Genomic DNA, 26,293 nt, shown 5'->3' on the forward strand with positions numbered 1-26,293 from the left:
GAACGTGCCAACATTTTCGCCTAGCTTAGAGAAGGCGCTCCATCAGGCACTGACCTTTGCCAATGAGCGGCACCACGAATATGCGACGCTTGAGCATCTGCTGCTCGCCCTGATCGACGATGCCGATGCGGCCGCGGTCATGGGAGCCTGCAATGTCGATCTCGACGCGCTGCGCAAAACGCTCGTCGAATATGTCGATAATGAACTTTCCAATCTGATCACCGGTTATGACGAGGATTCGAAGCCGACCTCCGGCTTCCAGCGTGTCATCCAGCGTGCCGTCATCCACGTGCAATCGTCCGGCCGCGAAGAAGTGACCGGCGCCAATGTGCTCGTTGCGATCTTCGCCGAGCGCGAAAGCCATGCCGCCTATTTCCTGCAGGAGCAGGAGATGACCCGCTACGATGCCGTCAACTATATCTCGCACGGTATCGGAAAGCGCCCGGGTGCTTCGGACGCTCGCCCCCCGCGCGGCGCCGAGGACGAAGCCGAAAGCAGCAAGCCGACGGCCCGCGGCGGCGAGGAAGAGGGCGGCCCCAAGAAGCAGCAGGATGCGCTCAAGGCCTATTGCGTCAATCTCAACGAGAAAGCCAAGGGCGGCAAGATCGACCCGCTGATCGGCCGTCACGCCGAGGTGAGCCGCACCATCCAGATCCTGTGCCGCCGTTCGAAGAATAATCCGCTCTACGTCGGTGATCCCGGCGTCGGCAAGACGGCGATCGCCGAAGGGCTTGCCAAGCGCATCGTCGAAGGCAAGGTTCCGGAAGCGCTGGCCGACGCGACGATTTTCTCGCTCGACATGGGCACGCTGCTCGCCGGCACGCGCTACCGCGGCGATTTCGAGGAGCGCCTGAAGCAGGTCGTCAAGGAACTGGAAGAATATCCGGGTGCCGTGCTCTTCATCGATGAGATTCACACGGTGATCGGCGCCGGCGCCACCTCGGGGGGCGCGATGGATGCATCGAACCTTCTGAAGCCGGCTCTGTCGTCGGGCGCGATCCGTTGCATCGGCTCGACCACCTACAAGGAATATCGCCAGTTCTTCGAGAAGGACCGGGCGCTGGTTCGCAGATTCCAGAAAATCGACGTCAGCGAGCCGTCGATCGAAGATGCGATCGAGATCATGAAGGGCCTCAAGCCCTATTTCGAAGAGTATCACCACCTGCGCTATTCGAACGATGCCATCAAGTCGGCCGTCGAACTTTCGGCCCGCTATATCTCCGACCGCAAGTTGCCGGATAAGGCAATCGACGTCATCGACGAAACCGGTGCGGCCCAGATGCTGCTGCCGCCGTCAAAGCGCCGCAAGCTGATCACCGAAAAGGAGATCGAGGCGACGGTCGCCACGATGGCGCGCATTCCGCCGAAGACCGTCTCCAAAGACGACGAAGCGGTGCTCGCCAATCTCGAGAAGGAACTGCGTTCGGTCGTCTATGGTCAGGATATCGCGATCGAAGCCCTTTCGACCTCGATCAAGCTCGCCCGTGCCGGCCTGCGTGAGCCGAACAAGCCGATAGGTGCTTATGTCTTCTCCGGTCCGACCGGCGTCGGCAAGACCGAGGTGGCAAAGCAGCTGGCATCGTCGCTCGGTGTCGAGCTTCTGCGCTTCGACATGTCGGAATATATGGAGCGGCACACGGTGTCGCGTCTGCTCGGAGCGCCTCCCGGCTATGTCGGCTTCGACCAGGGCGGCCTTCTGACCGACGGCGTCGACCAGCACCCGCATTGTGTGGTGTTGCTCGACGAAATCGAGAAGGCGCATCCCGACATCTACAATATCCTGCTGCAGGTCATGGACCACGGCACGCTGACCGACCATAACGGCAAGAAGATCGACTTCCGTAACGTCATCCTGATCATGACGACGAATGCGGGCGCCTCGGAAATGGCCAAGGCGGCGATCGGATTTGGCTCGTCCAAGCGCACCGGCGAGGACGAGGAGGCGCTGACCCGCCTGTTCACGCCGGAGTTCCGCAACCGTCTCGACGCGATCATTCCTTTCGCGGCGCTGCCGACGGCTGTGATCCACAAGGTCGTACAGAAGTTCATCATGCAGCTGGAGGCCCAGCTTTCCGAAAGGAACGTCACCTTCGACCTGCATGAGGATGCGATCGCCTGGCTTTCGGAAAAGGGTTACGACGAGAAGATGGGCGCCCGCCCGCTTGCCCGCGTCATCCAGGACACCATCAAGAAGCCGCTGGCCAACGAGATCCTCTTCGGCAAGCTGAAGAAGGGTGGCGTCGTCAACGTCACCGTCGGCCCGAAGGAAGACGGCAAGCCGGGCATCGTGCTGGAAGCCATACCGGAGACGGCGCCGATCAAGCCGAAGCCGGAAGCTGAAGTCACCCATCCCGAAGCCGACGACCACGGTGATGGCGAGCTGAAGACGAAGGCGGCCCCTAAGACCCGCGCCAAGGCGGTCCCGCAGGCCGAGCCTGAGGTCCGCGACGCGCCCAAAAAGGGCAGCGCGGTTCCGAAGGTCCCGCGCAAGAAGTGAGCTTTCGTCATTGAATCGGAAAAGGCCGCGTCATCCGCGGCCTTTTCGCATTAAGCTTTTTCCGTTGCCTCCGCCTCGCGTCGGCAGGGGTCGATGTCAGGCCAGCGCCGCCCTGATCTTTTCGGCATTGGCGGCAAGCACGGCGCCATCCTCCATCTTACCGGAATGCGGCTTGAGTGCTGCGCCCTCGTTGCGCGGGATGATGTGGAAATGCAGATGAAACACCGTTTGCCCGGCCGCCGGTTCATTGAACTGGGCGATGAACACGCCGTCGGCGTCGAAGACCTCCTTGACCGCATTGGCGATCTTCTGAACGACGGTAATCGCATGGCTGAGGGTGACTGGATCGGCATCGAGAATATTGCGCGACGCCGCCTTCGGCACGACGAGCACATGGCCCGGCGCCTGCGGCATCACATCCATGAAGGCGATCGTATGCTGGTCCTCATAGATACGGTGCGAGGGGATTTCGCCGCGCAGGATCTTGGCGAAGATATTGTTGTCGTCATAAGCGGCCGGATTGGTCATCGGGAAATCTCCTCATGTCCTCAAGCTTTTTGTTTTGCATGTCGTTATCCCGTAACCGCTGCACACTTCCGGGCGACATGCCGTGATCGGGTAACGCGGCCGGCGAGGCAGCGTCAATCCTCCTGCTGCCGCTCGCCCTTGCGGAATGGGCTGTGCTCACTCAGCACCTCGCTCATCTGTTCGACATCGGCGCGCTCGCGGGCGAGATAGTCGCCGATCGCCCGGCGAAGCCCGGCATGAGCGACATAATGAGCGGAATGTGTCGTCACCGGCAGGTAACCGCGGGCGAGCTTGTGTTCGCCCTGGGCTCCGGCTTCGACCCGTTTCAGCCCTTTCGAAAGCGCGAAGTCGATCGCCTGATGATAGCAGACTTCGAAATGCAGGAAGGGATGCTCCTCGATGCAGCCCCAGTGACGGCCATAGAGCGTATCGCCGCCGATGAAGTTGATCGCGCCGGCGATATAGCGCCCGTTGCGTTTGGCCATCACCAGCAGGATGTCGTCGGCCATGCGCTCGCCGATCAGCGAATAGAATTTGCGGGTGAGGTAGGGCCGGCCCCATTTGCGGCCACCGGTATCCATATAGAATTTGAAGAACTGGTCCCAGATGCGTTCCGTCAGATCGCGGCCGGTCAGCCAGTCGATGCTGATGCCGTTTTCGAGGGCGGCGCGGCGCTCCTTGCGCAACGCCTTGCGTTTGCGCGAAGCCAGCGTTTCGAGAAACTCCTCGTGATTGGCGTAGCCCTCATTGATGAAATGGAACTGCTGGTCGGTGCGGTGCAGATAGCCGTCCATCTCGAAGACGCCAATCTCGTCATCCGGCACGAAGGTGATATGGGCCGAGGAGACGCCAAGACGGCGCACGACCTCCTTCAGGCTTTCGGCGATCGCGCTCTGGACCGGCAGCCGCTGGAGCCCCTCGGCGACAAGCAGACGCGGGCCTGTCGCCGGAGTGAACGGAATGGAGCACTGAAGTTTGGGGTAATACCGACCGCCGGCCCGTTCGAAAGCGTCGGCCCAGCCATGATCGAAGACATATTCGCCCTGGCTGTGGTTCTTGAGGTAGCCGGGCAGGGCGCCGATCAGTTCGCCGCGATCAGTCTCGAGCAGCAGGTGGTGGCCGAGCCAGCCAGTCTCGGCGTCGGCGGAACCCGATTCCTCCAGCGCCGATAAAAAGGCATGCGAAACGAAGGGGTTGTAGGCAAGCGTCGTGCCGCCCTTCGACGCCCCCGAAAGCCTGCCCCAGCTCTGCGGGGAAATCGCGGTGAAGGAGCGTTCTACGCGAATGGTGAGGTCATCGGTCATGGGGCGGATGCGAAGCCTGTGGGAGGGTGGTCTCGGCTCTGCCTTACAGCGCCACGCGTTTTTTCAGACGCGCAAAGGACGCTGTAACACTTTGAGTTGCTGCACAATTTTATCCTTAAATCGATTCCGAACTAAGGAATTATGCAGCAGTCTGCGCATGATCTTGGCCAAAAAGCGAGCGTCAAACCGCCACACGCGGGTCGAAGCCTTCGAAGGTCATCTGATCAGCGTTTGCGAATGTACGCCGGCGCGCCTCTTCGTCACGCACCGTCCAGGTGATGACAGGCATACCCTTTTCGCGTTCACCGGTGATGAACGCATTCGGCAGATCGTCATAATAGTAGGAGATGAAATCGAGACCGATCTCCATCGCCTTCGCATGCGCCTCGAATTCCTCCGGCGTGTTGCCATTGGCCGTCAGCCCAAGCGGGTAGGCTGCGTCAAGCGTCTTCAGATCGCGCAGCAGCCAGTGGTCGAAGCTCATCAGCGCCACCTTGCCTTCATAGTCCTGAAGCACTTCGAGGACGGCTTCGGCGAAACCCTCATCGTCCGCCTCGCGGCCCTTGAGCTCCAGCACTAGCGGCACTTTGCTTTGGACGAGATCGAGGAGCTGGCGCAGCGTCGGCACCTTGTCGGCCGTGCCGCCGACGGCGATCAGCCCAAGTTCCCGGGAGGTGCGCTCGCGGATGTCGCCGGTGAGATTGCAGAGCCGCTGCAGGTCCTCGTCGTGAAAGACGACCGGCACGCCGTCGGAGGCGTAATGCAGGTCGCATTCGATCGCAAAGCCCGCTTCGACGGCGCGCGAGAAGGCCGAAAGCGTATTTTCCCAAACGAGTTTGTTGAGATCGTGATAGCCGCGATGAGCGACCGGCAGGTCCCTGATCCAGGCAGCATTGGTCATCCTGCGATTTCCATGATAGCATCAATCTCGACAGCAGCATTGAGCGGCAGGGCGGCCATGCCGACGGCGGCACGCGCATGTTTGCCGGCCTCGCCGAGCACGCCGGCAATCAGGTTAGAAGCACCGTTGATGACGAGATGCTGCTCGACGAAATCGGGCGCCGAAGCGACGAAGCCGTTCAGCTTGATGACCCGCAGGATACGGCCGAGATCACCGCCAAGTGCCGCCTTCGCCTGCGCAAGGATGTTGATGGCGCAGAGTTCGGCGCCGCGCTGCCCCGCGGCAACGTCAACGGTCTTGCCGAGATGGCCCGAAACGGCGATCTTGCCGCCTTCGAGAGGCAGCTGACCGGAGATGTAGAGAAGATTGCCGCTGATGACATAGGGAACGTAATTTGCAGCAGGTGCTGCGGCTTCGGGCAGGGTTATCCCCATCTCAGTCAGGCGCTTTGCAATTTCATCGGACATTTTCGGCTCCGCTTTTGTTGTCAATTCTTCAAAAATTATGCATCAAGACTAGAATCTTTAATATGACAGGTTCGAGCCTCGATTTGGCCGAAAGCGTTCTTATAACATCGCGACCGAGTCCAACAGGAGTTAATGAATGTTCCGATCGAGTCTTGTCGCTCTGCTTCTCGCCAGTGTTTCCGCCAATGCATGGGCGGCTGCGCCCGCGGTAAGCGCTGCGATCGCGACCGGCCTCGTCGCACATCGCGCCGTCTACGATCTGGAATTGAAGGACGCCTCGGACCGCTCCGGCATCGCCGGCATGTACGGTCGCATGGTTTATGAGTTCGACGGCAGCTATTGCCAGGGCTTCACCACCAATTTCCGCTTCGTAACGCAGATCGACACCGGCGACAGCGTCCGCGTCAGCGACCAGCAGACCAAGACCTTTGAAAACCTCAAGGACGGCCAGTTTACCTTCGACACCAAATCCTTCACCGACGAACAGCTCGACAAGGAGGTCAACGGTGCGGCTCAGGATCAGCCGGATGGCGTCAAGGTCGATCTCAAGCAGCCGTCGAGCCGCGAGCTCCAGCTTGCTGAAAGCCGCTTTCCCACCGAACATATGCTCGACGTGATCCAGAACGCCAAGGACGGCAAGCGCTTCTTCGAGGCCCGCGTTTTCGACGGCTCGGATGACGGCGACAAGTCGCTGGTGACGACGACGATCGTCGGCAAGCAGGAGACCCCTGTTGCCGAGGAGGCCGACGCCGGCAATGCCGGCGCCTTCTCCAAGACCGCCTTCTGGCCGGTGACGATTGCCTATTTCAACGAGAATGCGAAATCCGATGCTTTGCCGGTCTACCGCATGTCCTTCAAGCTCTATGAGAACGGTATCACCCGCGACCTGACGATGGATTACGGCGATTTCGTCCTGACCGGCAAGCTCGCCAAGCTGGAGCTGCTCGACCGCAAGGCCGAGGCGTGCAAGTAAGCGTGCAGGTTTTTCGACTGTCATAAAACTGTATCATAAAGTTCATTATGGTGCGGCGACCAGCGATGATTGAGTCGCCATCTGTCGTCCTGCTCTTCCGGTCGGTGCGATCCTAGCGGCCAATTCCTCGTGATGAGGCCTGTTCATTGCGAAAATGGGCCTCCAGACGATTACCTGCCGCAAGCCTGGAAAGCCCGACCGATGGCCGATACCGATCTAGCGACTGTTCACAACGCCGCCCTGCCGGTTGCCGCCGCCGATCCGGCGGAAATTGCCCGCATTTCCGACAGCATCAATATGACCGATCGCGCCGGCATCTCCGTCTATGGCGACCGCGCCCAGCAGACGGTCAGCGATTATGCCGACCGAATCGTGCGCGAGGTCCGCAACAAGGATCTCGGTGAGATCGGTCGCCTGCTAAGTGACATCATCCTCAAGTCCAAGGGCCTCGACCCGGCATCGTTGAAGGATAAGGGGTTCCTCAGCCGCATATTCCTCTCCGCACAGGCCCGGCTCGAACGGTTCAAGGCGGAATTCGAGGACGTGGCCGGTCAGATCGACCGGATCGGCCTCGAACTCGACCGTCACAAGGATACGCTGCGGCGCGACATCGCGCTGCTCGACGACCTGCATGAAGAAACCAGGCAGTCGATCATGCGGCTCGAGGCCTATGTCCAGGCTGGCAAAGCTTTTGCAGAGCGCTTTCGCAGCGTCGAGCTGCCGAGGCTGAAGGCTGAAGCCGAGGCGGCCGCGACTGGCCCCGGCGGTGGCATGCTGGAAGCGCAGACCTATCAGGACAGCTTGCAGGCGCTCGACCGGCTGGAGAAGCGGGTTTTCTACCTCCAGCAGGCGCGTCAGCTCGGCATTCAGCAACTGCCGCAGATCCGCATCGTCCAGGCGGGCGACGAGACGCTGATCGAGAACCTGCAGGCGACCTCGGCGCTGACGGTGCCGGCCTGGAAACAGAAGATGGTGATCCTGCTCGGGCTGACGCGGCAGAAATCGGCGCTTGAGCTGCAGAAGGCGGTGACCGACGCCACCAACGACATGATCCGCCAGGCCTCCGAGATGATGAAGGACCAGGCGATCGCCATAGAGCAGCAATCGCAACGCGGTATCGTCGATATCGATACGCTCGCCAAGGCGAACAGGGATTTGATCGACACGATATCGGGCGTGCTGCAGGTTCAGGAGGAGGGGCGCCGGAAACGGGCGCAGGCCGAGCAGCAGATGGAGCAGATGACGATCGAACTCAAGACGGCGATGACCAAGGCGTGATCGACAGGACGACGATGCGAGCACTGCTTTCAGGCCTGGCGCTTCTTGCCGCTCTGACTCTTGCCGGCTGCAATCCCTTCGCTCAGGGACCGAATTTCTCGATCGTCTCGGGATCGGAGAATACCGTTTTGCAGCCGATCGTCGAGGAATTCTGCAAGCAGAAGAATGCGACCTGCACCTTCAAATATGAAGGCACGCTCGATATCGGCCTGGCGCTGCAGGGCGACCAGGGCGTCGAGCAGGATGCGGTGTGGCCGGCCTCCAGTGTCTGGGTCGACATGTTCGACACCAGGCGCCGCGTCAAGAGCCTCACCTCGATCGTCCAGACGCCGGTGGTATTGGGCGTGCGCAGGTCGAAGGCCGAGCAGCTCGGCTGGATCGGCAGGGATGTGTTCATGAAGGACATTCTCGCCGCCGTCGAAAACGGATCGCTGAAATTCCTGATGACATCGGCGACGCAATCCAACTCCGGCGCCAGCGCCTATCTTGCCATGCTGTCGAGCGCACTCGGCAACAAGCCGGTGATCGAACCCGGCGATCTCGACGACAGAGCAGTCCAGGAGAGCGTCCGCTCGCTGCTTTCAGGTGTCGTGCGCTCGTCCGGCTCGTCCGGCTGGCTTGCCGATCTCTACGTCGCATCCGCCGGCAAGGGCACGATCTACGACGCTATGTGGAACTACGAAGCGGTGCTGAAGGAAACCAACGACAAGCTTGCCGCCTTGTCGCAGGAACCGCTTTACGCGATCTATCCGGCCGACGGCGTTGCCATGGCGGATTCGCCGATCGGTTTCGTCGATCATGGCCGCGGGCCGGAAGTCCAGACCTTCTTCAACGATCTGCTCGCCTATCTCGGCTCTGCTCCCGTACAGCAGCGCATCGCCGATACTGGCCGGCGCATTCCGCTGACCGGCGTCGCCGCAAAGCCGGAACCAGGCTGGAATTTCGATCCGACCCGGCTGGTGACCGCGATCCGCATGCCTGAGCCTGGTGTCATCCGCCAGGCGCTCACCCTTTATCAGGCAGCACTGCGCAAGCCGTCCCTGACCGCGCTCTGCCTCGATTTTTCCGGCTCGATGCAGGGCGACAGCGAGGACCAGTTGCAGAAGGCGATGCGTTTCCTGTTGACACCTGAAGAAGCGAGCAAGGTGCTGGTGCAATGGTCGCCCGCCGACCAGATCATCGTCATTCCCTTCGACGGCAGCGTGCGCAACACCTTCATGGCAAGCGGAAACCCGCTGGAGCAGCAAGGGCTGCTGAATGAGATTTCCCGGCAGAAGGCGGATGGCGGCACGAACATGTATGCCTGCGCCGAACGGGCCCTGCAGCAGATCGCCAGAACCGACAAGCTCTCGACGTATCTGCCGGCGATCGTCATCATGACCGACGGCAGGTCCGACGATCAAAGCCGGGCCTTCACGAGCGAATGGAACGCGATGGAGCCGCACGTGCCGATCTTCGGCATCACCTTCGGCGACGCCGATAAAACCCAGCTCGACAGCCTTGCCAGGCAGACGTCGGCGCGCGTGTTCGACGGTGGTTCGGACCTCGCCACCGCCTTCCGCACCGCACGCGGCTATAATTAGGACCGGCATGCGCAACTGGCTCGGCAATGATGGCAACTGGATCGTGGCGGGATTGGCGGCGGCAATCACCGTGCCACTGCTCAGTTTCATCGCCGGCATGCCATTCTGGATCGCCGCCATCATCGCCCTTCTGCTGTTTGCCGGCCTCGTCATTCTTCTGGCGCCGCGCCGGCTGTTCGAAGGCCTCGATATCAAGAGCATCGGCAGCGGCCGCGTCGCCTTTGCCCGCGACCTGCTGGAGGCCGCGATTCCCTTTGCCCAGAGGCTGGAGACCGCCGCCGACGCGATAGGCGATCGAAAGACGGCAACCGCCGTCCGGCATCTTGCCGAAATCGCCGCCGATGTCTTTCGCAAGGTCGAGGCCAAGCCCGAAAGCGCCAATGCCGTGCGGCGATTCCTCTCCTATTATCTGCCGCGCGCTGCCGAGGTGGCGGAAGGTTCTGCAGTCATCGAGGCTAAACGTGTTCCCGACCCCAAGCAGCTGGAGGAGGTCCGTGCCGTGTTGGTCAAGCTCGAAGAGGCCTTCGTCCATTATGCCGACAGCCTGATCGATGAGGCGCTGCATACACTCGACACCGATCTGCGCCTCATTCAGGCTTCGCTCAAAGAGGATATCGGACGTTGATGGCTCTTTCTCGCCGCGCTTTTGGAGTGGGATTGCTCGGAGCCGGCATCGTCGGCACCGGCGGTTATTTCGCCGTCAAGGACCGGCCCGAACTGCAGGGCCTGCTCGGCACCCGCACGACGCTGTTCGGCTTCGTCGGCGGCGAGAAGGAGGCATTCCTCTCCGACCCCGACGTCATCAGGGCGCTCGGCGGATACGGCGTGACGGTGGACAGCCGCGTCGCCGGCTCGGTCGAGATGGTTCGTGAACAGGCGTTGCTGTCGCAGCATCCGCAATTCCTCTGGCCGTCCTCTTCGATCATGGTCGATATCGCCAGGCAGAACGGCATCGGTATCCGCAACGACCGCGTTGTGCTGAACACACCGATCGTCGTCTATTCCTGGCAGCCCGTGGTCGATGGGTTGATCAAAGCGGGATTGGTCACGATGACGAACGAAGGCCATCATCAGCTCGATCTCAAGGCGCTGCTCGACGCAATCCTCGCCGGCGTCGACTGGTCGAAACTCGGCGTCAATTCTCTTTACGGCCGCGCCCGCATCGTCTCGACCGATCCCAACCGCTCCAATTCCGGCTTCATGTTCGCAGGCCTCGTGCTCAGCCTTTTCAGCGGCAATGTCGCGACATCTGGCGATCTTGCCGCTTTCGGCGGCAAGGTGCAGGCGATCTTCCGCAACATGGGCTTCAAGTCACCGTCGTCAGGCAAACTTTTCGATCAGTATCTCGCAGGCGGCCTCGGCGGCGAGCCGATGATCGTCGGTTATGAGAACCAGCTGGTAGAATGGATTCTTGCCGATCCCGCGCGCTGGGAGCGCATCAAGGCAAGCGCGGGCGCAAAGCCGGTGGTGCTCTATCCGCGTCCGACCGTCTATTCGGCGCATCCGCTGATTGTCGTCGATGAGAACGCCAACCGGCTGATCGAAGCGCTGGTGAGCCCGAAGCTGCAGGAACTTGCCTGGACGGGACACGGCTTCCGCGGCCCCCTTGGGACCGCCACCGGTAACGCCGACAGCGCAATCGGCAGCCTGCTGCCGGCCGAGATCGATGCCATCCTGCCGATGCCCGACGCCGGCGTCATGCTGTCGTTACTGCCGACGCTGGCAAGCTGACCGGCGGCTTTCGCAGGAGCAGAGGTCCCGGGACCGGGCGCACAAACCGGGATTTTTCGGCGTAAGCCTTGCTTTTGCGACAAAACGAATGTATGGGCACCGCATTCCACACGTAAGGCATGGGATTGTCCGGGAGAAATCCGGATCGTTCCGCCCGGTGGCATCTTCGAAGAGGATGCTGTTCGCCTTGCGGAGGTTCAACCGGAAAAGGATAACAAAGGCATGGCATTGCCCGATTTTTCTATGCGCCAGCTTCTCGAAGCAGGCGTCCACTTCGGCCACCAGACGCACCGCTGGAACCCGAAGATGAAGCCGTATATCTTCGGCGATCGTAATAACATCCACATCATCGACCTGGCTCAGACCGTTCCGATGCTGTCGCGCGCCCTGCAGGTCGTCAGCGACACCGTTGCCCGCGGCGGTCGCGTTCTCTTCGTCGGCACCAAGCGCCAGGCGTCTGAGATCATCGCCGACAGCGCCAAGCGTTCGGCCCAGTACTACGTCAACTCGCGTTGGCTCGGCGGCATGATGACGAACTGGAAGACGATCTCCAATTCGATTCAGCGCCTGCGCAAGCTCGATGAGATCCTGAACGGCGAAGCCCAGGGCTTCACCAAGAAGGAACGTCTGAACCTCGAGCGCGAGCGTGAAAAGCTCGACAAGGCCCTCGGCGGCATCCGCGATATGGGCGGCACGCCCGACCTGATGTTCATCATCGACACCAACAAGGAAAAGATCGCGATCGACGAAGCCAAGCGCCTCGGCATCCCGGTCGTTGCCATCATCGATTCGAACTGCGACCCGGACCTGATCGACTATCCGATTCCGGGTAACGACGACGCATCGCGCGCTATCGCTCTCTATTGCGAGCTGATCTCCCGCGCTGCCATCGACGGCATTGCCCGTCAGCAGGGCTCTTCCGGCCGTGATCTCGGCGCGTCCTCAGAAGTTCCGGTCGAGCCGGCTCTCGAGGAAGCAGCCGAAGGCTGATGAAAGCGGGCGGATCGGAAGGTCCGCCAAAGCTTGCATGACTGGAAAGGCCGCTCGCGACTCATCGAAGTTCGGCGGCCTTGCCTGTTTCAGGGCGAGGGCATCAGGCTCTTTGCCAGATAAGTTTCGGTATGACGCGTCTTCATCACGCTGTCATACATACAGGTACATTTCGTGCCTCAATCCGGTGCCGCGCCGCGCTTTGCGGCCCACCGTATGAACCGACAAGAGGAAGCTAATGAGCGAGATTACGGCTGCAATGGTGAAGGAACTGCGCGAAAAGACCGGCGCAGGCATGATGGACTGCAAGAAGGCCCTTGCTGAGACCGGCGGCGACATGGAAGCGGCGATCGACTGGCTGCGCGCCAAGGGCATCGCCAAGGCTGACAAAAAGTCGGGCCGCACTGCCGCTGAAGGCCTCATCGCCGTTTCCAGCCAGGGCACCAAGGCAGTCGTCGTCGAAGTCAACTCCGAAACCGACTTCGTCGCCCGTAACGATGCCTTCCAGGATCTCGTCCGCGGCATTGCCAAGGTCGCCGTCTCCACCGACGGCACCGTCGACGCCGTTGCGGCTGCGACCTACCCGGCATCCGGCAAGTCCGTTTCGGACACTATCAAGGATGCGATCGCAACGATCGGCGAGAACATGAACCTGCGCCGCTCGGTCGCGCTCTCCGTCGAGGACGGCGTCGTCGCCACATATATCCACAATGCTGTTTCCGACGGCCTCGGCAAGCTCGGCGTTCTCGTTGCCCTGAAGTCGACCGGCGACAAGGAAGCTCTGAACGCAATCGGCCGTCAGGTCGCCATGCACATTGCCGCGACTGCGCCGCTGGCGATCCGCCCTGAGGAGGTCGATGCCGCCGTCGCCGAGCGCGAGCGCAACGTCTTCATCGAGCAGTCGCGCGCTTCCGGCAAGCCTGACAACATCATCGAGAAGATGGTCGACGGCCGCATGCGCAAGTTCTTCGAGGAAGTCGCCCTTCTCTCGCAGGCTTTCGTCATCAATCCCGATCTCACGGTCGCAGCCGCCGTCAAGGAAGCCGAAAAGGCCGTCGGCGCGCCGATCGAAGTCGCCGGCATGGCCCGCCTTCTGCTCGGCGAAGGCGTCGAGAAGGAAGAGACCGATTTCGCAGCCGAAGTCGCGGCTGCCGTCAAGGGTTGATCTTCCAGCCATAATTGGGAAAACACCAGGGCATCGCGTGACAACGCGGTGCCCTTCGTGTATCGGGCATTCACGGCAATTTACGAGGAGCCAAGATGTCTATAGAGCCTGTCTATAAACGCGTTCTACTCAAGGCTTCCGGCGAAGCGCTCATGGGTAGCCAGGGCTTCGGGATCGATGTTGCGGTGGCAGACCGCGTTGCATCCGACATCGCCGAGGCAAGGCATATGGGCGTGGAAGTCGGCGTCGTCGTCGGTGGCGGCAATATCTTCCGCGGTGTCGCGGTAGCGTCCAAGGGCGGCGACCGGGTCACCGGCGACCACATGGGGATGCTCGGCACCATCATCAACGCGCTGGCGCTGGCGACCTCGCTGCGCAAGCTGAACATCGATACGGTGGTGCTCTCGGCCATCTCCATGCCCGAGATCTGCGAGAGCTTTTCGCAGCGCGCAACCCTCTATCATCTGTCGATGGGACGCGTGGTGATCTTTGCCGGCGGCACCGGAAACCCCTTCTTCACCACCGATTCGGCCGCAGCACTGCGGGCTGCTGAAATGGGCGCGGAAGCGATCTTCAAGGGCACGCAGGTGGATGGGATCTATACCGCCGACCCGAAGAAATATCCCGATGCGACTCGCCTCGACCGCCTGACGCACCAGGAAGTGCTGGACAGGGGGCTTGCGGTGATGGACGTTGCCGCCGTCGCGCTCGCCAGAGAGAATTCCATTCCGATCATCGTCTTCTCGATCCATGAGAAAGGCGGTTTTGCTGAAATCTTGACGGGGGGTGGCCTCAAGACCATCGTCTCCGACAACTGATATAAGCTGCGCCGCTTGATCAGGCGCAGCCCCTCGCTGGAACATGGTGATTTAGGCCCGGTTGGTCTGAAATCTGAATCACGTTGCGGCAAGCGAATCTGAAAGATAGCGACGCGCTTTATACGGGAGCATCGACATGAGTGAAGGTATCGACATCAAGGAACTGAAGCGCCGCATGGACGGCGCGGTTTCGGCATTCAAGAGCGATATCGCATCGCTGCGCACCGGCCGTGCTTCGGCCAACATCCTCGATCCGGTGACGATCGAGGCCTATGGTTCGCGTATGCCGCTGAACCAGGTCGCCAACATCACTGTGCCCGAGTCGCGCATGCTGTCGGTTTCCGTCTGGGACAAGTCGATGGTCAGCGCCGTCGAGCGCGGCATCCGCGAATCCAATCTCGGCCTCAACCCGATCGTCGACGGCCAGAGCCTGCGTATTCCGTTGCCTGAGCTGAACGAGGAGCGCCGCAAGTCGCTCGTCAAGGTGGCTCACGACTATGCCGAAAAGAGCAAGGTCGCGATTCGACATGTTCGCCGCGATGGCATGGACGGCCTTAAGAAGGCCGAAAAGGATAGCGTAATCGGCCAGGACGAGGGCAGGGCGCAGTCGGAACGTGTACAGAAGATGACGGACGAGACGATTTCCGAAATCGACCGCTTGCTTGGCGAGAAGGAAAAGGAAATCATGCAGGTCTAGTGGATCTGTGCCTTTGCCTGGAAAGACCGGACGGGAAATGTCGGAATCTGTATTTGTGACTGTGCCAGAGCATGTTGCCATCATCATGGACGGCAATGGACGTTGGGCCAAGCAGCGCGGCCTGCCGCGGACAATGGGCCACCGCAAGGGCGTCGAGGCGGTGCGCGAGACAGTACGCGCCGCCGGCGCGGCCGGCATAAAATATCTGACCCTCTTTGCCTTCTCCTCGGAGAACTGGCGCCGGCCGGAGGCCGAAGTCTCCGATCTGCTCGGTCTGTTGAAGGCCTTCATCCGGCGCGACCTCGCCGAACTCCATCGCCAGAACGTCCGCATCAAGGTGATCGGCGACCGCCACAGCCTGCGTAGCGACATTCTCGGCCTGCTGCTGGAGGCGGAGGAAACCACTAAGGACAATACGGCGCTGACACTGGTCATTGCCTTCAATTACGGTTCGCGCGACGAGATCTCCCGGGCTGTGGTGAGCCTGGCGAGGGATGTCGAGGCCGGCCGCCTGAGGGCGCAGGATATCACCCCCGCGCTGATCAACGCCCGTCTCGATACGGCGGGCATCCCCGATCCGGATCTCATCATCCGCACCAGCGGCGAGGAGCGGCTTTCCAACTTCCTGCTTTGGCAGGCCGCCTACTCAGAATTCATCTTCGTTCCGGAATACTGGCCGGATTTCAGCCCTGAGATCTTCCGCTCGGCGCTCGAGAAGTTCGCCTCTCGCGACCGGCGCTTCGGCGGTCTGTCGTCGCAGGCAGCCGCGGTTGGCACCTGATGCAGCAGGAATTGAAGCTCCGCATCGTTTCAGGACTGATTCTTGCGGCCATCGTTCTTGCAGCCACCTGGTATGGCGGGTTTGCCTTCCGCATTTTGGCGGCGGTGATCGGCCTACTGATCTATTATGAATGGTCGACAATCACCGGCATAGCGCGTGATTGGGTCGCCAATACAGTCGGCTGGATCGGCCAGGCGGCGATCGCCTTCCTCGTGCTTATCGGCAATTTCGAATTCGCCGCCGGCATGCTGGCCGGCGTCACTGCTGTCGGCATAGCGCTGATCATCCTGCATGGCACCAGCCGCTGGCTGCCGGTAGGCCTGTTTTATGCCGGTGCCACCGGCCTGGCGCTCGCTGCGATCAGAAGCGACGACCGGCCTGGTTTTTACGCGATGCTCTTCGTCTTTGCCGTCGTCTGGGCAACCGACATCCTTGCTTATTTCGTCGGCAGGGCGCTTGGCGGACCGAAGCTTGCCCCTTCGATCTCGCCGGGAAAAACATGGTCGGGCGCAATCGGCGGCGCCGTTTCGGCGGTCGCAGCCGGTGTGGTTCTCGTCCATTTTCTTCTTCCGGGCGCTGAAACCATCGCCGCGGTCGCAGCACTCGTTCTTTCGGTTTGCAGCCAGTCGGGAGATCTGTTCGAATCTTTCATCAAGCGAAAATTCGGCGTCAAGGATTCAAGCCGTCTCATTCCGGGTCATGGCGGCGTCATGGATCGGGTAGACGGACTGATTTTTGCCTGTTTTTCGGCGTTCTTGCTTGCTGGATTATTTTCCCTGATAAAGGGGACTGCGATGACGTCGCTCGGCGCTGCATTGTTCGGCCTTTGATGACGCCGCAGCCTGACGGAAGGAACTGATAGAAGTGATGGCCGATATATACGCATTCCTAATGGGGAATATCGTCACCTTCATCCTCGTGCTTTCGTTGCTTGTCTTCGTGCACGAGATGGGCCATTACCTCGTCGGGCGCTGGAGCGGTATCCGCATCCTTGCCTTCTCAGTCGGTTTCGGTCCGGAAATATTCGGCTTCACCGACCGTCATGGAACGCGCTGGAAGATCTCGGTGATCCCGCTTGGCGGTTACGTCCGTTTTTTCGGCGACGAGGACGCCTCGAGCAAGCCCGACACCGACAAGATCGCCGCCATGTCCGAGGAGGATAGGGCGCGCTCCTTTGCCGGAGCAAAGTTGTGGAAACGTGCAGCGACGGTTGCCGCCGGCCCGATCGCCAATTTCTTGCTGGCGATCGCCATCTTCACCGTTCTTTTCTCGGTCTACGGCCGCTCGGTCGCCGATCCCGTCGTTGCCGAGGTCAAACCGGATGGCGTGGCGGCTGCCGCCGGCATCCTTCCCGGCGATCTCTTGGTCGCCATCGACGGCGGCAAGGTCGAGACTTTCGACGACGTGCGCCGCTATGTCGCTATCCGCCCGAGCCAGACGATCGTCGTCACCATCGAGCGCGGCGGTCAGAAGCTCGACTTGCCGATGGTGCCGCAACGCGTCGACACGACCGACCAGTTCGGCAACAAAATCGAGCTCGGCCAGATCGGCATCGTCACCAACAAGGAGGTCGGCAATTTCCGCCTGCAGACCTATACGCCGCTCCAGGCGCTGCGTGAGAGTGTGATCGAGACCCGGGACATCGTCACCGGCACCTTCAAATATATCGGCAATATATTTCGCGGAACGATGCGGGCCGATCAACTGGGCGGGCCGATCCGTGTGGCGCAAGCTTCGGGCCAGATGGCAAAGCTTGGTATAGGGGCAGTGTTGCAGCTCGCCGCCATGCTTTCGGTTTCGATAGGATTGCTTAACCTGATGCCGGTTCCGGTACTTGATGGCGGCCACCTGATGTTCTATGCGGTGGAAGCGGTGAGAGGAAAACCGCTGGGCGCCAAGGCTCAGGAAATCGCATTTCGCATTGGCTTGGCGATGATATTAACATTGATGGTTTTCACGACCTGGAACGACATTGGCCTGAGCTAAGGGTAAACGCGCAAGGCAGAGGAATTACTATTTATTTACGATGTTTCAAGGCTGTAGTGGCGAATGGGTCACGCTTCGAAATGAAGTAAACAGAAATTAACGACCTCCCTTGCTTGTATGTCAAAAGCGGGTAAAACGACACACGTGACCGGAATCGGGTTCTCTCGAGGCCGGGGACGAGGGAAAAAAAGGTAATAGGTGAAATGAAGGCTGGTTCAAAGTTTTTGAACGCAGTATCGGCGGTTGCGCTGTCTGCTAGTGTTGTTGCTTCGGGCGCAGGTGCTTTGACGTTCGTTTCTGCTACGGCCGCTGAGGCCGCGGTCATCCAGCGCATCGATGTGCGCGGCGCAAGCCGCGTTGGCGCGGAAGCCGTCCGGTCGAACCTCACCATCGCTCCCGGAAAGAGTTTTTCGAACACCGATATCGATGAATCGGTCAAGCAGCTCTACGGGACGGGCTACTTCTCCGACGTCAAGATTTCGGTCTCCGGAAGCACGCTGGTCGTCAACGTCCAGGAGGCCCAGCTCGTCAATCAGGTCGTCTTCAACGGCAATCGCAAGATCAAGGACGACAAGCTCGCCACCATTGTCCAGACCCATGCCGCCGGCCCCTACAGCGACACCCAGATCCAGTCCGACATCCAGTCGATCAAGGATGCCTACGCCGCCACCGGCCGCAGCGAGGTCGAGGTGACCACGCAGGTGGTGCCGCTCGGCGAAGGCCGCGTCAACCTTGCCTTCGTCATCAACGAGGGCGACCGCACCAAGATCGATTCGATCAACTTCGTCGGTAACAATGCCTACAGCGCCGGCCGTCTGGCTGCCGTCATTGCTACCAAGCGTTCGAACTTCCTGTCGTTCCTGACCCGCAAGGATGTCTATAACGAAGATAAGCTTCATGCCGACGAGGAAGCGCTGCGCCAGTTCTATTACAATCGCGGCTACGCCGACATGCGCATCGTCTCTTCCGATGCGACCTTTGACGACGCGACCAACAAATACACGCTCACCTTCAATATCGAGGAAGGCCAGCGTTACGACTTCGGACCGGTGACCGTCCAGTCGACCGTCGAAGGCGTCGGTTCCGAGCAATTGCAGCCGCTCGTGCGCACCCACGAAGGTCAAGTCTACAACGCCAAGGAAGTGCAGAAGTCGATCGAAGCGATCTCCGATCAGGTCGCGTCTGCCGGTTATCCCTTTGCGCGCGTCACGCCACGCGGCAACCGCGACCTCAACAACAACACGATCGGTGTCGAATATCTGGTCGACCAGGGCGAGCGCGCCTATGTCGAGCGCATCGAGATCCGTGGCAACAGCCGCACGCGCGATTACGTGATCCGCCGCGAATTCGACATGAGCGAAGGCGACGCCTTCAACCAGCAGATGATCACCAAGGCCAAGCGCCGCCTCGAAGCGCTTGGTTACTTCTCCTCCGTCAATATCTCCACCCAGCCGGGCAGCTCGCCGGATCGCGTTGTGGTGGTCGTCGACGTGCAGGATCAGTCCACCGGTTCCTTTGGTGTCGGTGCGGGTTATGCCGCAGGCGGCGATGGTCTGCTGCTGGAAGCATCCATCGAGGAAAAGAACTTCCTTGGCCGCGGTCAGTACATCCGCATCTCGGCCGGCGGCGGTCAGGAAGGGTCGCGCGCCTACGGCCTTAGCTTCACCGAACCCTATTTCCTCGGTTATCGTCTGGCGGCCGGTTTCGACGTCAACCACAGCGAAACGTCGAGCAACGACAACTACGACTACCAGGAAACCAGCGTCGTCCTGCGCGTCACCGCGCCGATCACCGAGGACCTGGCGACGACGTTCCGCTATAATTACAAGCAGATGAAGTATGACGCGAATAACAACGATCTTGCCGACCTGTCCGCTCCGTATCAGCATCTCGTTGAGGACAGCCCGTGGACACGTTCTTCCGTCTCCCAGACGCTGACCTACAACACGCTTGACGATACGGTCCTGCCACGCGAAGGCATCTATGCGACGGCGACGCAGGAACTTGCCGGCCTCGGCGGCGACTCGCAATTCTACAAGATCTACGGCAAGGCCCGTTATTACCGTCTGCTCGCTGACGATGCCGATATCATCGGCTCGGTTTCTGCTTCGGCGGGTTATGTCGTCGGCTTCGGGGAGCACCTGAACGTCTTCGATCAGTTCACCCTGACCAACGGCGATATTCGTGGCTTTGAAAACAAGGGTATCGGCCCGCGCGTTTCCGGCACCAACGACGATCCGCTGGGCGGTACGACTTATTTCACGGCATCGGCCGAAGCGACCTTCCCGATGCCGGGCTTCCCGCGTGACTTCAACCTGCGCGGCGCGGTTTTTGCCGACGCCGGTACGTTGTTCGGCAACGACGTTGACCTGAGGGGCGACGGCATCGACGGCGAAGACGCCTCTCTGCGCGCTTCCGTCGGTGTCGGTGTGGTCTGGCAGTCTCCCTTCGGTTCATTGCGCCTGGATTACGCGATCCCGGTTCTCAAGGAAGACTTCGACAAAACGCAGAACTTCAAGTTTGGCATCAACAACCAATTCTGATATCGGCAGTCCGGAACTGTAAGACTCAATTCCGTTCTGGAGCATTGCCGATGGAGCAAAACGTTTTTTTTCTGCCCCATGAAGGTCTGAAGCTCGCTGAGCTGGCAGAGTTTCTTGGGGCGGAACTTGCCAATTCCGACCACGCCGATGTTATTGTCAGGTCCGTTGCCCCGATCCACAGGGCGCGGGCGGGTGATGTCTGTTATATCCTGTCGCGCCGCAACCGCGACGAACTGGCGACATGCGAAGCCTCGGCGGTGATCTGCGACAAGGCGCTCGTCGATCTCGTACCTCCGCATATCCCGGTTATCCTGTCGTCCAATCCGCATGCCGCCTTCGCGATGGCGGGCGGCCTGTTTTATCCCGCTGCGTTGCGTCCGGTGGTCTTTTCCTCAGTTGAAAGCGAGATCGCGCCAAGCGCGGTGATCGGCCCGAGTGCCAAGCTTGAAAAGGGCGTGATCGTCGAGCCGATGGCCGTCATCGGTGCGCATGCCGAGATCGGCGAGGGGACGCGTATCGGCGCACACAGTATCATTGGTCCGAATGTCAAAATCGGCCGCGATTGTTCGATTGCGGCCGGCGCGAGCGTGCTCTGCGCATTGGTCGGCAATGGCGTCATCATCCATAACGGCGCCCGCATCGGCCAGGATGGTTTCGGTTACGCCCCTGGACCGCGCGGCATGATCAAGATCGTCCAGATCGGCCGAGTGATCATCCAGGACAATGTCGAGATCGGCGCCAACACCACGATCGACCGCGGCGCCATGGACGATACGGTCATCGGTGAAGGCACCAAGATCGACAACCAGGTGCAGATCGGCCACAACGTTCAAATCGGTCGCCACTGCGCCATCGTCGCGCAGGTCGGCATCGCCGGCAGCGCGAAGATCGGCAACGGCGTTCAGATCGGCGGCCAGGTCGGCATCAAGGGGCATGTCACGATCGGTGACGGCGTGCAGATCGCTGCCAAAAGCGGTATCATGACCGACCTTGCCGCCGGCGGGCAATATGGCGGTATACCGGCTCGTCCGCTAAAAGACTATCTGAGAGAGGCCGCACAACAAGTGTCGAAGTCCAAGTTGCGCGGCCGGAACCCTGGAGGCAAGGAAAATGACTGAAGAAGCCACGACAACGCTTTCTTCGGCGGACATCATCGAGATTATGAAGCTGCTGCCGCATCGTTACCCCTTCCTCATGGTCGACAAGATCATCGAGATCGACGGCGACAACAGCGCGATCGGCATCAAGAATGTCACGGTGAACGAACCGCATTTCACCGGCCATTTTCCGGAGGCTCCGATCATGCCGGGCGTTCTCCTGATCGAGGGCATGGCGCAGACTGCGGGCGCGATCTGTGCAAAGAAGGAAGGCCAGCCGGGTAACCTCGTCTACTTCATGACCATCGAGAATGCGCGCTTTCGCAAGCCTGTCGTTCCCGGCGATCGCGTCGAATTCCATGTCAGGAAGCACAAGCAACGCGGCAATATCTGGAAATTCCATTGCGACGCCAAGGTTGACGGCGCGCTTGTCGCCGAAGCCGATATCGGCGCGATGATCGTTCGTAAGGAACAGGCATGAGCACTATCGCCGAAAGCGCCCATATTCATCCGATGGCTGTCGTCGAAGACGGGGCTGTTATCGGTGAGGGCGTCAAGATCGGTCCGTTCTGCCATGTTGGGCCGCACGTCGTCCTGCATGAAAATGTCGAGCTCTTGTCGCATGCGGTCGTCACCGGCCGCACCGTGATCGGCAACGGCACGCGCATCTTTCCTATGGCCGTCATCGGCGGCGATCCGCAGAGCGTGCATCACGGCGGCGAGGAGACGACGCTTTCGGTCGGCGTCAACTGCACGATCCGCGAAGGCGTGACGATGAACACCGGCACGGCCGATTTTGGCGGCCAGACGATCGTCGGCGATAACAACCTCTTCCTTGCTAATTCCCATGTCGCGCATGACTGCAGGGTCGGCAATCACGTGATCATGTCGAACAATGTCATGCTCGCCGGCCATGTCGTCATCGAGGATCGCGTCATCCTGGGTGGGGGCTCGGCCGTTCACCAGTTCACGCGCGTCGGCCGCCACGCCTTCGTCGGCGGGCTTTCGGCGGTGAGCTACGACGTCATTCCCTACGGCATGCTGAACGGTAATCCCGGGTTGCTGAGCGGCCTCAATGTCGTCGGCATGACGCGCGCCGGCGTCGACCGTGCCGTCATCCATAGGGTGCGTCGCGCTTATAAGTCGATCTTCGAAGGAACGGGTTCGGTCCGCGAAAACGCCGCCGCCATTCGCGACGATTATGCCGATTGCGAGCAGGCGGTCCACATCCTCGATTTCATCGCCGCCGACAGTGACCGCGCTCTCTCCTCGCCGACCCGGGGGCAGAAGGGCTAGTCCGTGGCTTTATCAGGCGAAACCGCTGCGGGCCGGCTGGCGATCATCGCCGGCGGCGGTCTTCTGCCTTCCTATGTCGCCGCAGCTGCGCGTGCGGCAGGTGAAAATCCCGTCATCGTTGCGCTAAAAGACGAAAGCGACCGGCGCTGGGAAGGTTATGACCATGCCGTTATCGGCATCGGCGATTTCAAAGCTCTTGATGGCTTGCTCAACCGTTATGGCGTCGGCCGGGTCGTGATGTCGGGCAGCGTCGCCCGCCGGCCGGAATGGCGCGAGGTGCGCCCGACGCTGCGCATCCTGATGAAAGTGCCAGCCGCCATCCGGACCCTGCTGTCCGGCGGCGACGACACGGTTCTGCAGATGGTCATCCGGCTGATTGAAGGAAACGGCCGCCGCGTCGTCGGCGCCCATGAAATTGCCCCCGACCTCCTTGCCTCTGTCGGCCCGCTTGGTGCCGTCGTGCCCGGCGAGCAAGACAGGCGCGATATCAGCCGCGCAGCCGAAGCCGCAGACATGCTCGGCCGGCTCGATGTCGGGCAGGGCGCCATCAGCATCGGCGGGCGTGTCGTTGCGCTGGAAGGTCTAGAGGGCACCGATGAGATGCTGGACCGTGTCGCAAGTCTCAGAGCCGCCGGGCGGATTTCGCCGCGGCGGCGCGGCGCGCTCGTCAAGCTCTGCAAGCCACAGCAGGATATCCGCGCCGACCTGCCGGCGATGGGCGTTTCCACTGTGCTGAACGCGGCGAAAGCCGGTCTTGCCGGAATCGCGGTGGAGGCCGGCCGCTCACTGGTGCTCGACCGTGCCGCCGTCATCAAGGCTGCCGATGAGGCCGGACTCTTTGTCTGCGGCATCGATCGTGGGCTGCCGGCATGGGGGCTCGAATGAACGGGGCGCCGCTGAAGATCGCCGTCATTGCCGGTGAGGTCTCGGGTGATCTGCTCGGTGCTGATCTCATCGCTGCCCTGAAGCGGATTCATGCCGGCCCGGTGGAGCTTGTCGGCGTCGGCGGCGAGGGGTTGCAGGCCGAGGGCCTGAGATCCCTGTTCGATTTCTCCGAGCTGTCGATCATGGGCATCACCCAGGTGCTGAGCCGGCTGCCAAAGCTCTATACCCTGATCCGCCAGACGACCGCCGCCATCATCGCTGCAAAGCCTGACATTCTCCTCATTATCGACAGCCCGGATTTCACCCATCGCGTCGCCAAGCGGGTCCGCACCGCGCTGCCGGACCTGCCTGTCGTCAATTATGTCTGTCCGAGCGTCTGGGCCTGGAAGGAATATCGCGCCACGCGCATGCTTGCCTATGTCGATCATGTGCTCGCCGTCCTGCCCTTCGAGCCGGCAACGATGCAGCGCCTCAACGGCCCGGCAACCACCTATGTCGGTCATCGCCTGACCGCCGACCCTGCGCTGTTGGAAACCCGGCGCCTGCGCGCCGGCAGGCAGCCCGGCAACGGCCCGATCCTTCTTCTGCCCGGCTCACGCTCCTCCGAAATTCAGAAGCTCCTGCCGCATTTCGAAGTCGCCGCAAGCGAACTTGCCGCCCGCAATGGGCCGATGCGCTTTATTCTGCCGACGGTGACGCACAGGCAAGCGCTGGTTCGCCAATTGACGGCAGCATGGGAAGTAAAGCCGGAGATCGTGGTCGGCGCGGAAGCAAAATGGCAGGCCTTCGCTGAAGCCGATGCAGCCATGGCGGCATCCGGAACTGTCATTCTTGAACTGGCGCTTGCCGATGTTCCCGTCGTCTCCGCCTACAAGGTCGACTGGATCATGCGTCTGCTGACATCGGGCATCAAGACCTGGACAGGCGCGCTGCCAAACCTGATTGCCGATTACGCGGTCGTGCCGGAATACCTGAACGATATCGTTCGCGGCGCAAGTTTCGCACGCTGGATAGAAAGACTGTCAGCCGATACCTACCAGCTCAAGGCGATGAAGGAAGGTTATGATCTTATCTGGCAGCGCATGCAGACCGAAAAACCGCCCGGCGAACATGCCGCCGAAATCCTTCTCGACGTGCTGAAAAAGAAAAAACCCGGTCGCTTCTGAGGTGACCGGGTTTTTCGTTGGTTGGGGAAGCGATCAGCGCTTCGAAACCGGAATGTAGTCACGCTTCGGTTCGCCGACATAGAGCTGGCGCGGACGGCCGATGCGCTGCTCCGGATCCTCGATCATCTCGTTCCACTGCGCGATCCAGCCGACGGTGCGGGCAAGCGCGAAGAGCACGGTGAACATCGTCGTGGGGAAGCCCAGCGCCTTCAGCGTGATGCCGGAATAGAAGTCGATGTTCGGATAGAGCTTCTTTTCGATGAAATATTCGTCGGTGAGCGCGATGCGCTCAAGCTCCATCGCCACTTCGAGCAACGGATCGTCCTTGATGCCGAGTTCGCCGAGCACCTCATGCGTCGTCTTCTGCATGATCTTGGCGCGCGGATCATAGTTCTTGTAGACGCGGTGACCGAAGCCCATCAGGCGGAACGGATCGTTCTTGTCCTTGGCGCGGGCGATATATTCTGGAATGTGGTCGACTGAGCCGATCTCATGCAGCATGTTGAGCGCTGCTTCGTTGGCGCCGCCATGCGCAGGCCCCCAGAGGCAGGCGATGCCGGCTGCGATGCAGGCGAACGGATTGGCGCCCGACGAACCGGCGAGACGCACGGTCGAAGTCGAGGCGTTCTGCTCGTGATCGGCATGCAGGATGAAGATCCGATCCATGGCGCGGGCAAGCACCGGATTGACCACATATTCTTCGCAAGGCACGGCAAAACACATGCGCAGGAAGTTCGAGGCGTAGTCGAGATCGTTCTTCGGATAAACGAAGGGCTGGCCGATATGGTATTTGTAAGCCATGGCCGCAAGCGTCGGCATCTTGGCGATCATGCGCAGGCTGGCGACCATGCGCTGGTGCGGATCGGTGATGTCGGTTGAGTCATGATAGAAAGCCGACAGTGCGCCGACGCAGCCGCACATGACGGCCATCGGATGGGCGTCACGGCGGAAGCCGGTGAAGAACCGGCTCATCTGCTCGTGCACCATGGTGTGGTGCGTGACGCGATAATCGAAATCTTTCTTCTGTACGGTGGTCGGCAGTTCGCCGTAGAGAAGCAGATAGCAGACCTCGAGGAAGTCGCCATGCTCGGCCAGTTGCTCGATCGGATAGCCGCGATGCAGCAGCACACCTTCGTCGCCGTCGATGTAGGTGATTTTCGATTCACAGGATGCGGTCGAGGTGAAACCCGGATCGTACGTGAAGGAAGCCGTGTTCTTGTAAAGGGCACCGATATCGATGACGCTCGGGCCGATCGTGCCGCTTTTGACGGCTAGGTCGACAGATTTGTCACCGATTTTTATTGTAGCGCTTTGATCCGTCATGCTGATCCTCCGAAATGGCGGTGGCGCCATAAAAGCGCCATAGGGGTTAAGCGTCCTTACCGATAGCTATATGATCGTGAAGCTAATGCCAAGTTACCGTGCCGGCATTTTGTGCATTGCGGTATCACCTTTTAGGCACTGCAGCGATGAGCCCCGTGCATATCGGAAGCCAATGATTCGCTTAGTGTTTTGGCGCTGGCGATTTTCCCTCATATTTCAATCGATTATCCTTGCCGGATTTGACTAGAGAATGCATTCTGGCCGTCTTCGCGGGTGACCTTGGG

Annotated in this window: 24 protein-coding genes; 19 read left to right on the forward strand and 5 right to left on the reverse strand. The window is 60.6% G+C overall.

Features of this window, described 5'->3' with window-relative positions:
* Positions 1-4 precede the first annotated feature (4 nt).
* Positions 5-2,497, forward strand: a complete 2,493-nt coding sequence (gene clpA, locus HJB82_RS04165) for an ATP-dependent Clp protease ATP-binding subunit ClpA (RefSeq protein WP_207584075.1) — start codon at positions 5-7, stop codon at positions 2,495-2,497.
* Positions 2,498-2,593: 96 nt separating this feature from the next.
* Here clpA and HJB82_RS04170 read toward each other — a convergent pair whose 3' ends face one another.
* From HJB82_RS04170 to HJB82_RS04185, 4 genes are all read right to left on the reverse strand, one after another.
* The gene (locus HJB82_RS04170) at positions 2,594-3,025 is read right to left on the reverse strand and encodes an HIT family protein (RefSeq protein ID WP_221139615.1); all 432 of its coding nucleotides are present in this window, start codon (positions 3,023-3,025) and stop codon (positions 2,594-2,596) included.
* 113 nt (positions 3,026-3,138) lie between these two features.
* Entirely contained in the window at positions 3,139-4,329 is a 1,191-nt protein-coding gene (locus HJB82_RS04175; RefSeq protein ID WP_221139616.1) for a GNAT family N-acetyltransferase, read from the reverse strand.
* Positions 4,330-4,510: 181 nt separating this feature from the next.
* The gene (locus HJB82_RS04180) at positions 4,511-5,230 is read right to left on the reverse strand and encodes a glycerophosphodiester phosphodiesterase (RefSeq protein ID WP_221117279.1); all 720 of its coding nucleotides are present in this window, start codon (positions 5,228-5,230) and stop codon (positions 4,511-4,513) included.
* Positions 5,227-5,697, reverse strand: coding sequence for a RidA family protein (locus tag HJB82_RS04185; RefSeq protein ID WP_221139617.1), 471 nt, complete (start codon positions 5,695-5,697; stop codon positions 5,227-5,229). The genes HJB82_RS04180 and HJB82_RS04185 overlap by 4 nt, the downstream gene beginning before the upstream one ends.
* 136 nt (positions 5,698-5,833) lie before the next feature.
* On the opposite strand from HJB82_RS04185, the gene HJB82_RS04190 reads away from it, so the two are divergent.
* From HJB82_RS04190 to lpxB, 18 genes are all read left to right on the forward strand, one after another.
* Complete coding sequence (locus HJB82_RS04190; RefSeq protein ID WP_207584080.1) at positions 5,834-6,670, forward strand: cell envelope integrity EipB family protein; 837 nt, start codon at positions 5,834-5,836, stop codon at positions 6,668-6,670.
* Between the two features lie 201 nt (positions 6,671-6,871).
* Positions 6,872-7,948, forward strand: a complete 1,077-nt coding sequence (locus tag HJB82_RS04195; protein WP_221133042.1) for a toxic anion resistance protein — start codon at positions 6,872-6,874, stop codon at positions 7,946-7,948.
* Between the two features lie 14 nt (positions 7,949-7,962).
* Complete coding sequence (locus HJB82_RS04200) at positions 7,963-9,531, forward strand: substrate-binding domain-containing protein (RefSeq protein ID WP_221139678.1); 1,569 nt, start codon at positions 7,963-7,965, stop codon at positions 9,529-9,531.
* Between the two features lie 7 nt (positions 9,532-9,538).
* Positions 9,539-10,156, forward strand: a complete 618-nt coding sequence (locus HJB82_RS04205) for a 5-bromo-4-chloroindolyl phosphate hydrolysis family protein (RefSeq protein ID WP_221117276.1) — start codon at positions 9,539-9,541, stop codon at positions 10,154-10,156.
* Positions 10,156-11,262 carry a substrate-binding domain-containing protein gene (locus HJB82_RS04210; protein WP_221139618.1) on the forward strand — a complete coding sequence of 369 codons (1,107 nt, stop codon included), beginning with the start codon at positions 10,156-10,158 and terminating at the stop codon, positions 11,260-11,262. Before HJB82_RS04205 ends, HJB82_RS04210 begins: the two co-directional genes overlap by 1 nt.
* A gap of 222 nt (positions 11,263-11,484) precedes the next feature.
* A complete protein-coding gene (gene rpsB, locus HJB82_RS04215; RefSeq protein WP_003539287.1) occupies positions 11,485-12,252 on the forward strand; it encodes a 30S ribosomal protein S2 in 768 nt (255 codons plus the stop codon).
* Between the two features lie 238 nt (positions 12,253-12,490).
* On the forward strand, positions 12,491-13,417 hold the full coding sequence (gene tsf, locus HJB82_RS04220; RefSeq protein ID WP_207584084.1) for a translation elongation factor Ts: 927 nt from the start codon (positions 12,491-12,493) through the stop codon (positions 13,415-13,417).
* Positions 13,418-13,512: 95 nt separating this feature from the next.
* Positions 13,513-14,235, forward strand: coding sequence for a UMP kinase (gene pyrH / locus HJB82_RS04225; protein WP_007628663.1), 723 nt, complete (start codon positions 13,513-13,515; stop codon positions 14,233-14,235).
* Between the two features lie 136 nt (positions 14,236-14,371).
* The gene (frr, locus tag HJB82_RS04230) at positions 14,372-14,932 is read left to right on the forward strand and encodes a ribosome recycling factor (protein ID WP_164009453.1); all 561 of its coding nucleotides are present in this window, start codon (positions 14,372-14,374) and stop codon (positions 14,930-14,932) included.
* A gap of 37 nt (positions 14,933-14,969) precedes the next feature.
* Positions 14,970-15,713: an isoprenyl transferase gene (locus HJB82_RS04235; RefSeq protein WP_207584085.1), complete on the forward strand. Its 744-nt coding sequence runs from the start codon at positions 14,970-14,972 to the stop codon at positions 15,711-15,713.
* Complete coding sequence (locus tag HJB82_RS04240) at positions 15,713-16,543, forward strand: phosphatidate cytidylyltransferase (RefSeq protein WP_221117274.1); 831 nt, start codon at positions 15,713-15,715, stop codon at positions 16,541-16,543. Before HJB82_RS04235 ends, HJB82_RS04240 begins: the two co-directional genes overlap by 1 nt.
* Before the next feature lie 37 nt (positions 16,544-16,580).
* Entirely contained in the window at positions 16,581-17,699 is a 1,119-nt protein-coding gene (rseP, locus tag HJB82_RS04245) for an RIP metalloprotease RseP (protein WP_259669480.1), read from the forward strand.
* Between the two features lie 203 nt (positions 17,700-17,902).
* Positions 17,903-20,242, forward strand: coding sequence for an outer membrane protein assembly factor BamA (gene bamA / locus HJB82_RS04250; RefSeq protein ID WP_207584087.1), 2,340 nt, complete (start codon positions 17,903-17,905; stop codon positions 20,240-20,242).
* A 50-nt stretch (positions 20,243-20,292) separates the two neighbouring features.
* Positions 20,293-21,360 carry a UDP-3-O-(3-hydroxymyristoyl)glucosamine N-acyltransferase gene (lpxD, locus tag HJB82_RS04255; RefSeq protein WP_207584088.1) on the forward strand — a complete coding sequence of 356 codons (1,068 nt, stop codon included), beginning with the start codon at positions 20,293-20,295 and terminating at the stop codon, positions 21,358-21,360.
* On the forward strand, positions 21,353-21,820 hold the full coding sequence (fabZ, locus tag HJB82_RS04260; RefSeq protein ID WP_207584089.1) for a 3-hydroxyacyl-ACP dehydratase FabZ: 468 nt from the start codon (positions 21,353-21,355) through the stop codon (positions 21,818-21,820). Before lpxD ends, fabZ begins: the two co-directional genes overlap by 8 nt.
* Positions 21,817-22,635: an acyl-ACP--UDP-N-acetylglucosamine O-acyltransferase gene (gene lpxA, locus HJB82_RS04265; RefSeq protein ID WP_207584090.1), complete on the forward strand. Its 819-nt coding sequence runs from the start codon at positions 21,817-21,819 to the stop codon at positions 22,633-22,635. The genes fabZ and lpxA overlap by 4 nt, the downstream gene beginning before the upstream one ends.
* 3 nt (positions 22,636-22,638) lie before the next feature.
* Complete coding sequence (locus tag HJB82_RS04270; RefSeq protein ID WP_207584091.1) at positions 22,639-23,520, forward strand: LpxI family protein; 882 nt, start codon at positions 22,639-22,641, stop codon at positions 23,518-23,520.
* Positions 23,517-24,686, forward strand: a complete 1,170-nt coding sequence (gene lpxB / locus HJB82_RS04275) for a lipid-A-disaccharide synthase (protein WP_207584092.1) — start codon at positions 23,517-23,519, stop codon at positions 24,684-24,686. The genes HJB82_RS04270 and lpxB overlap by 4 nt, the downstream gene beginning before the upstream one ends.
* A 33-nt stretch (positions 24,687-24,719) precedes the next feature.
* Here lpxB and gltA read toward each other — a convergent pair whose 3' ends face one another.
* Positions 24,720-26,009: a citrate synthase gene (gltA, locus tag HJB82_RS04280; protein WP_007628680.1), complete on the reverse strand. Its 1,290-nt coding sequence runs from the start codon at positions 26,007-26,009 to the stop codon at positions 24,720-24,722.
* Positions 26,010-26,293: the final 284 nt, after the last annotated feature.

The organism is Rhizobium sp. NZLR10 (assembly GCF_019685125.1).
Lineage (GTDB): Bacteria > Pseudomonadota > Alphaproteobacteria > Rhizobiales > Rhizobiaceae > Rhizobium.

Excerpts from the sequence above, each read along its gene's own strand:
- frr (WP_164009453.1), top strand. The coding sequence starts at position 14,372 with ATGAGTGAAGGTATCGACATCAAGGAACTGAAGCGCCGCATGGACGGC.
- pyrH (WP_007628663.1), top strand. The coding sequence starts at position 13,513 with ATGTCTATAGAGCCTGTCTATAAACGCGTTCTACTCAAGGCTTCCGGC.
- rpsB (WP_003539287.1), top strand. The coding sequence starts at position 11,485 with ATGGCATTGCCCGATTTTTCTATGCGCCAGCTTCTCGAAGCAGGCGTC.
- HJB82_RS04200 (WP_221139678.1), top strand. The coding sequence starts at position 7,963 with ATGCGAGCACTGCTTTCAGGCCTGGCGCTTCTTGCCGCTCTGACTCTT.
- HJB82_RS04190 (WP_207584080.1), top strand. The coding sequence starts at position 5,834 with ATGTTCCGATCGAGTCTTGTCGCTCTGCTTCTCGCCAGTGTTTCCGCC.
- HJB82_RS04170 (WP_221139615.1), bottom strand. The coding sequence starts at position 3,025 with ATGACCAATCCGGCCGCTTATGACGACAACAATATCTTCGCCAAGATC.
- HJB82_RS04180 (WP_221117279.1), bottom strand. The coding sequence starts at position 5,230 with ATGACCAATGCTGCCTGGATCAGGGACCTGCCGGTCGCTCATCGCGGC.
- HJB82_RS04235 (WP_207584085.1), top strand. The coding sequence starts at position 14,970 with ATGTCGGAATCTGTATTTGTGACTGTGCCAGAGCATGTTGCCATCATC.
- bamA (WP_207584087.1), top strand. The coding sequence starts at position 17,903 with ATGAAGGCTGGTTCAAAGTTTTTGAACGCAGTATCGGCGGTTGCGCTG.
- gltA (WP_007628680.1), bottom strand. The coding sequence starts at position 26,009 with ATGACGGATCAAAGCGCTACAATAAAAATCGGTGACAAATCTGTCGAC.
- HJB82_RS04175 (WP_221139616.1), bottom strand. The coding sequence starts at position 4,329 with ATGACCGATGACCTCACCATTCGCGTAGAACGCTCCTTCACCGCGATT.
- fabZ (WP_207584089.1), top strand. The coding sequence starts at position 21,353 with ATGACTGAAGAAGCCACGACAACGCTTTCTTCGGCGGACATCATCGAG.
- lpxA (WP_207584090.1), top strand. The coding sequence starts at position 21,817 with ATGAGCACTATCGCCGAAAGCGCCCATATTCATCCGATGGCTGTCGTC.
- lpxB (WP_207584092.1), top strand. The coding sequence starts at position 23,517 with ATGAACGGGGCGCCGCTGAAGATCGCCGTCATTGCCGGTGAGGTCTCG.
- HJB82_RS04205 (WP_221117276.1), top strand. The coding sequence starts at position 9,539 with ATGCGCAACTGGCTCGGCAATGATGGCAACTGGATCGTGGCGGGATTG.
- tsf (WP_207584084.1), top strand. The coding sequence starts at position 12,491 with ATGAGCGAGATTACGGCTGCAATGGTGAAGGAACTGCGCGAAAAGACC.
- lpxD (WP_207584088.1), top strand. The coding sequence starts at position 20,293 with ATGGAGCAAAACGTTTTTTTTCTGCCCCATGAAGGTCTGAAGCTCGCT.
- HJB82_RS04210 (WP_221139618.1), top strand. The coding sequence starts at position 10,156 with ATGGCTCTTTCTCGCCGCGCTTTTGGAGTGGGATTGCTCGGAGCCGGC.
- rseP (WP_259669480.1), top strand. The coding sequence starts at position 16,581 with ATGGCCGATATATACGCATTCCTAATGGGGAATATCGTCACCTTCATC.
- HJB82_RS04240 (WP_221117274.1), top strand. The coding sequence starts at position 15,713 with ATGCAGCAGGAATTGAAGCTCCGCATCGTTTCAGGACTGATTCTTGCG.
- HJB82_RS04185 (WP_221139617.1), bottom strand. The coding sequence starts at position 5,697 with ATGTCCGATGAAATTGCAAAGCGCCTGACTGAGATGGGGATAACCCTG.
- HJB82_RS04195 (WP_221133042.1), top strand. The coding sequence starts at position 6,872 with ATGGCCGATACCGATCTAGCGACTGTTCACAACGCCGCCCTGCCGGTT.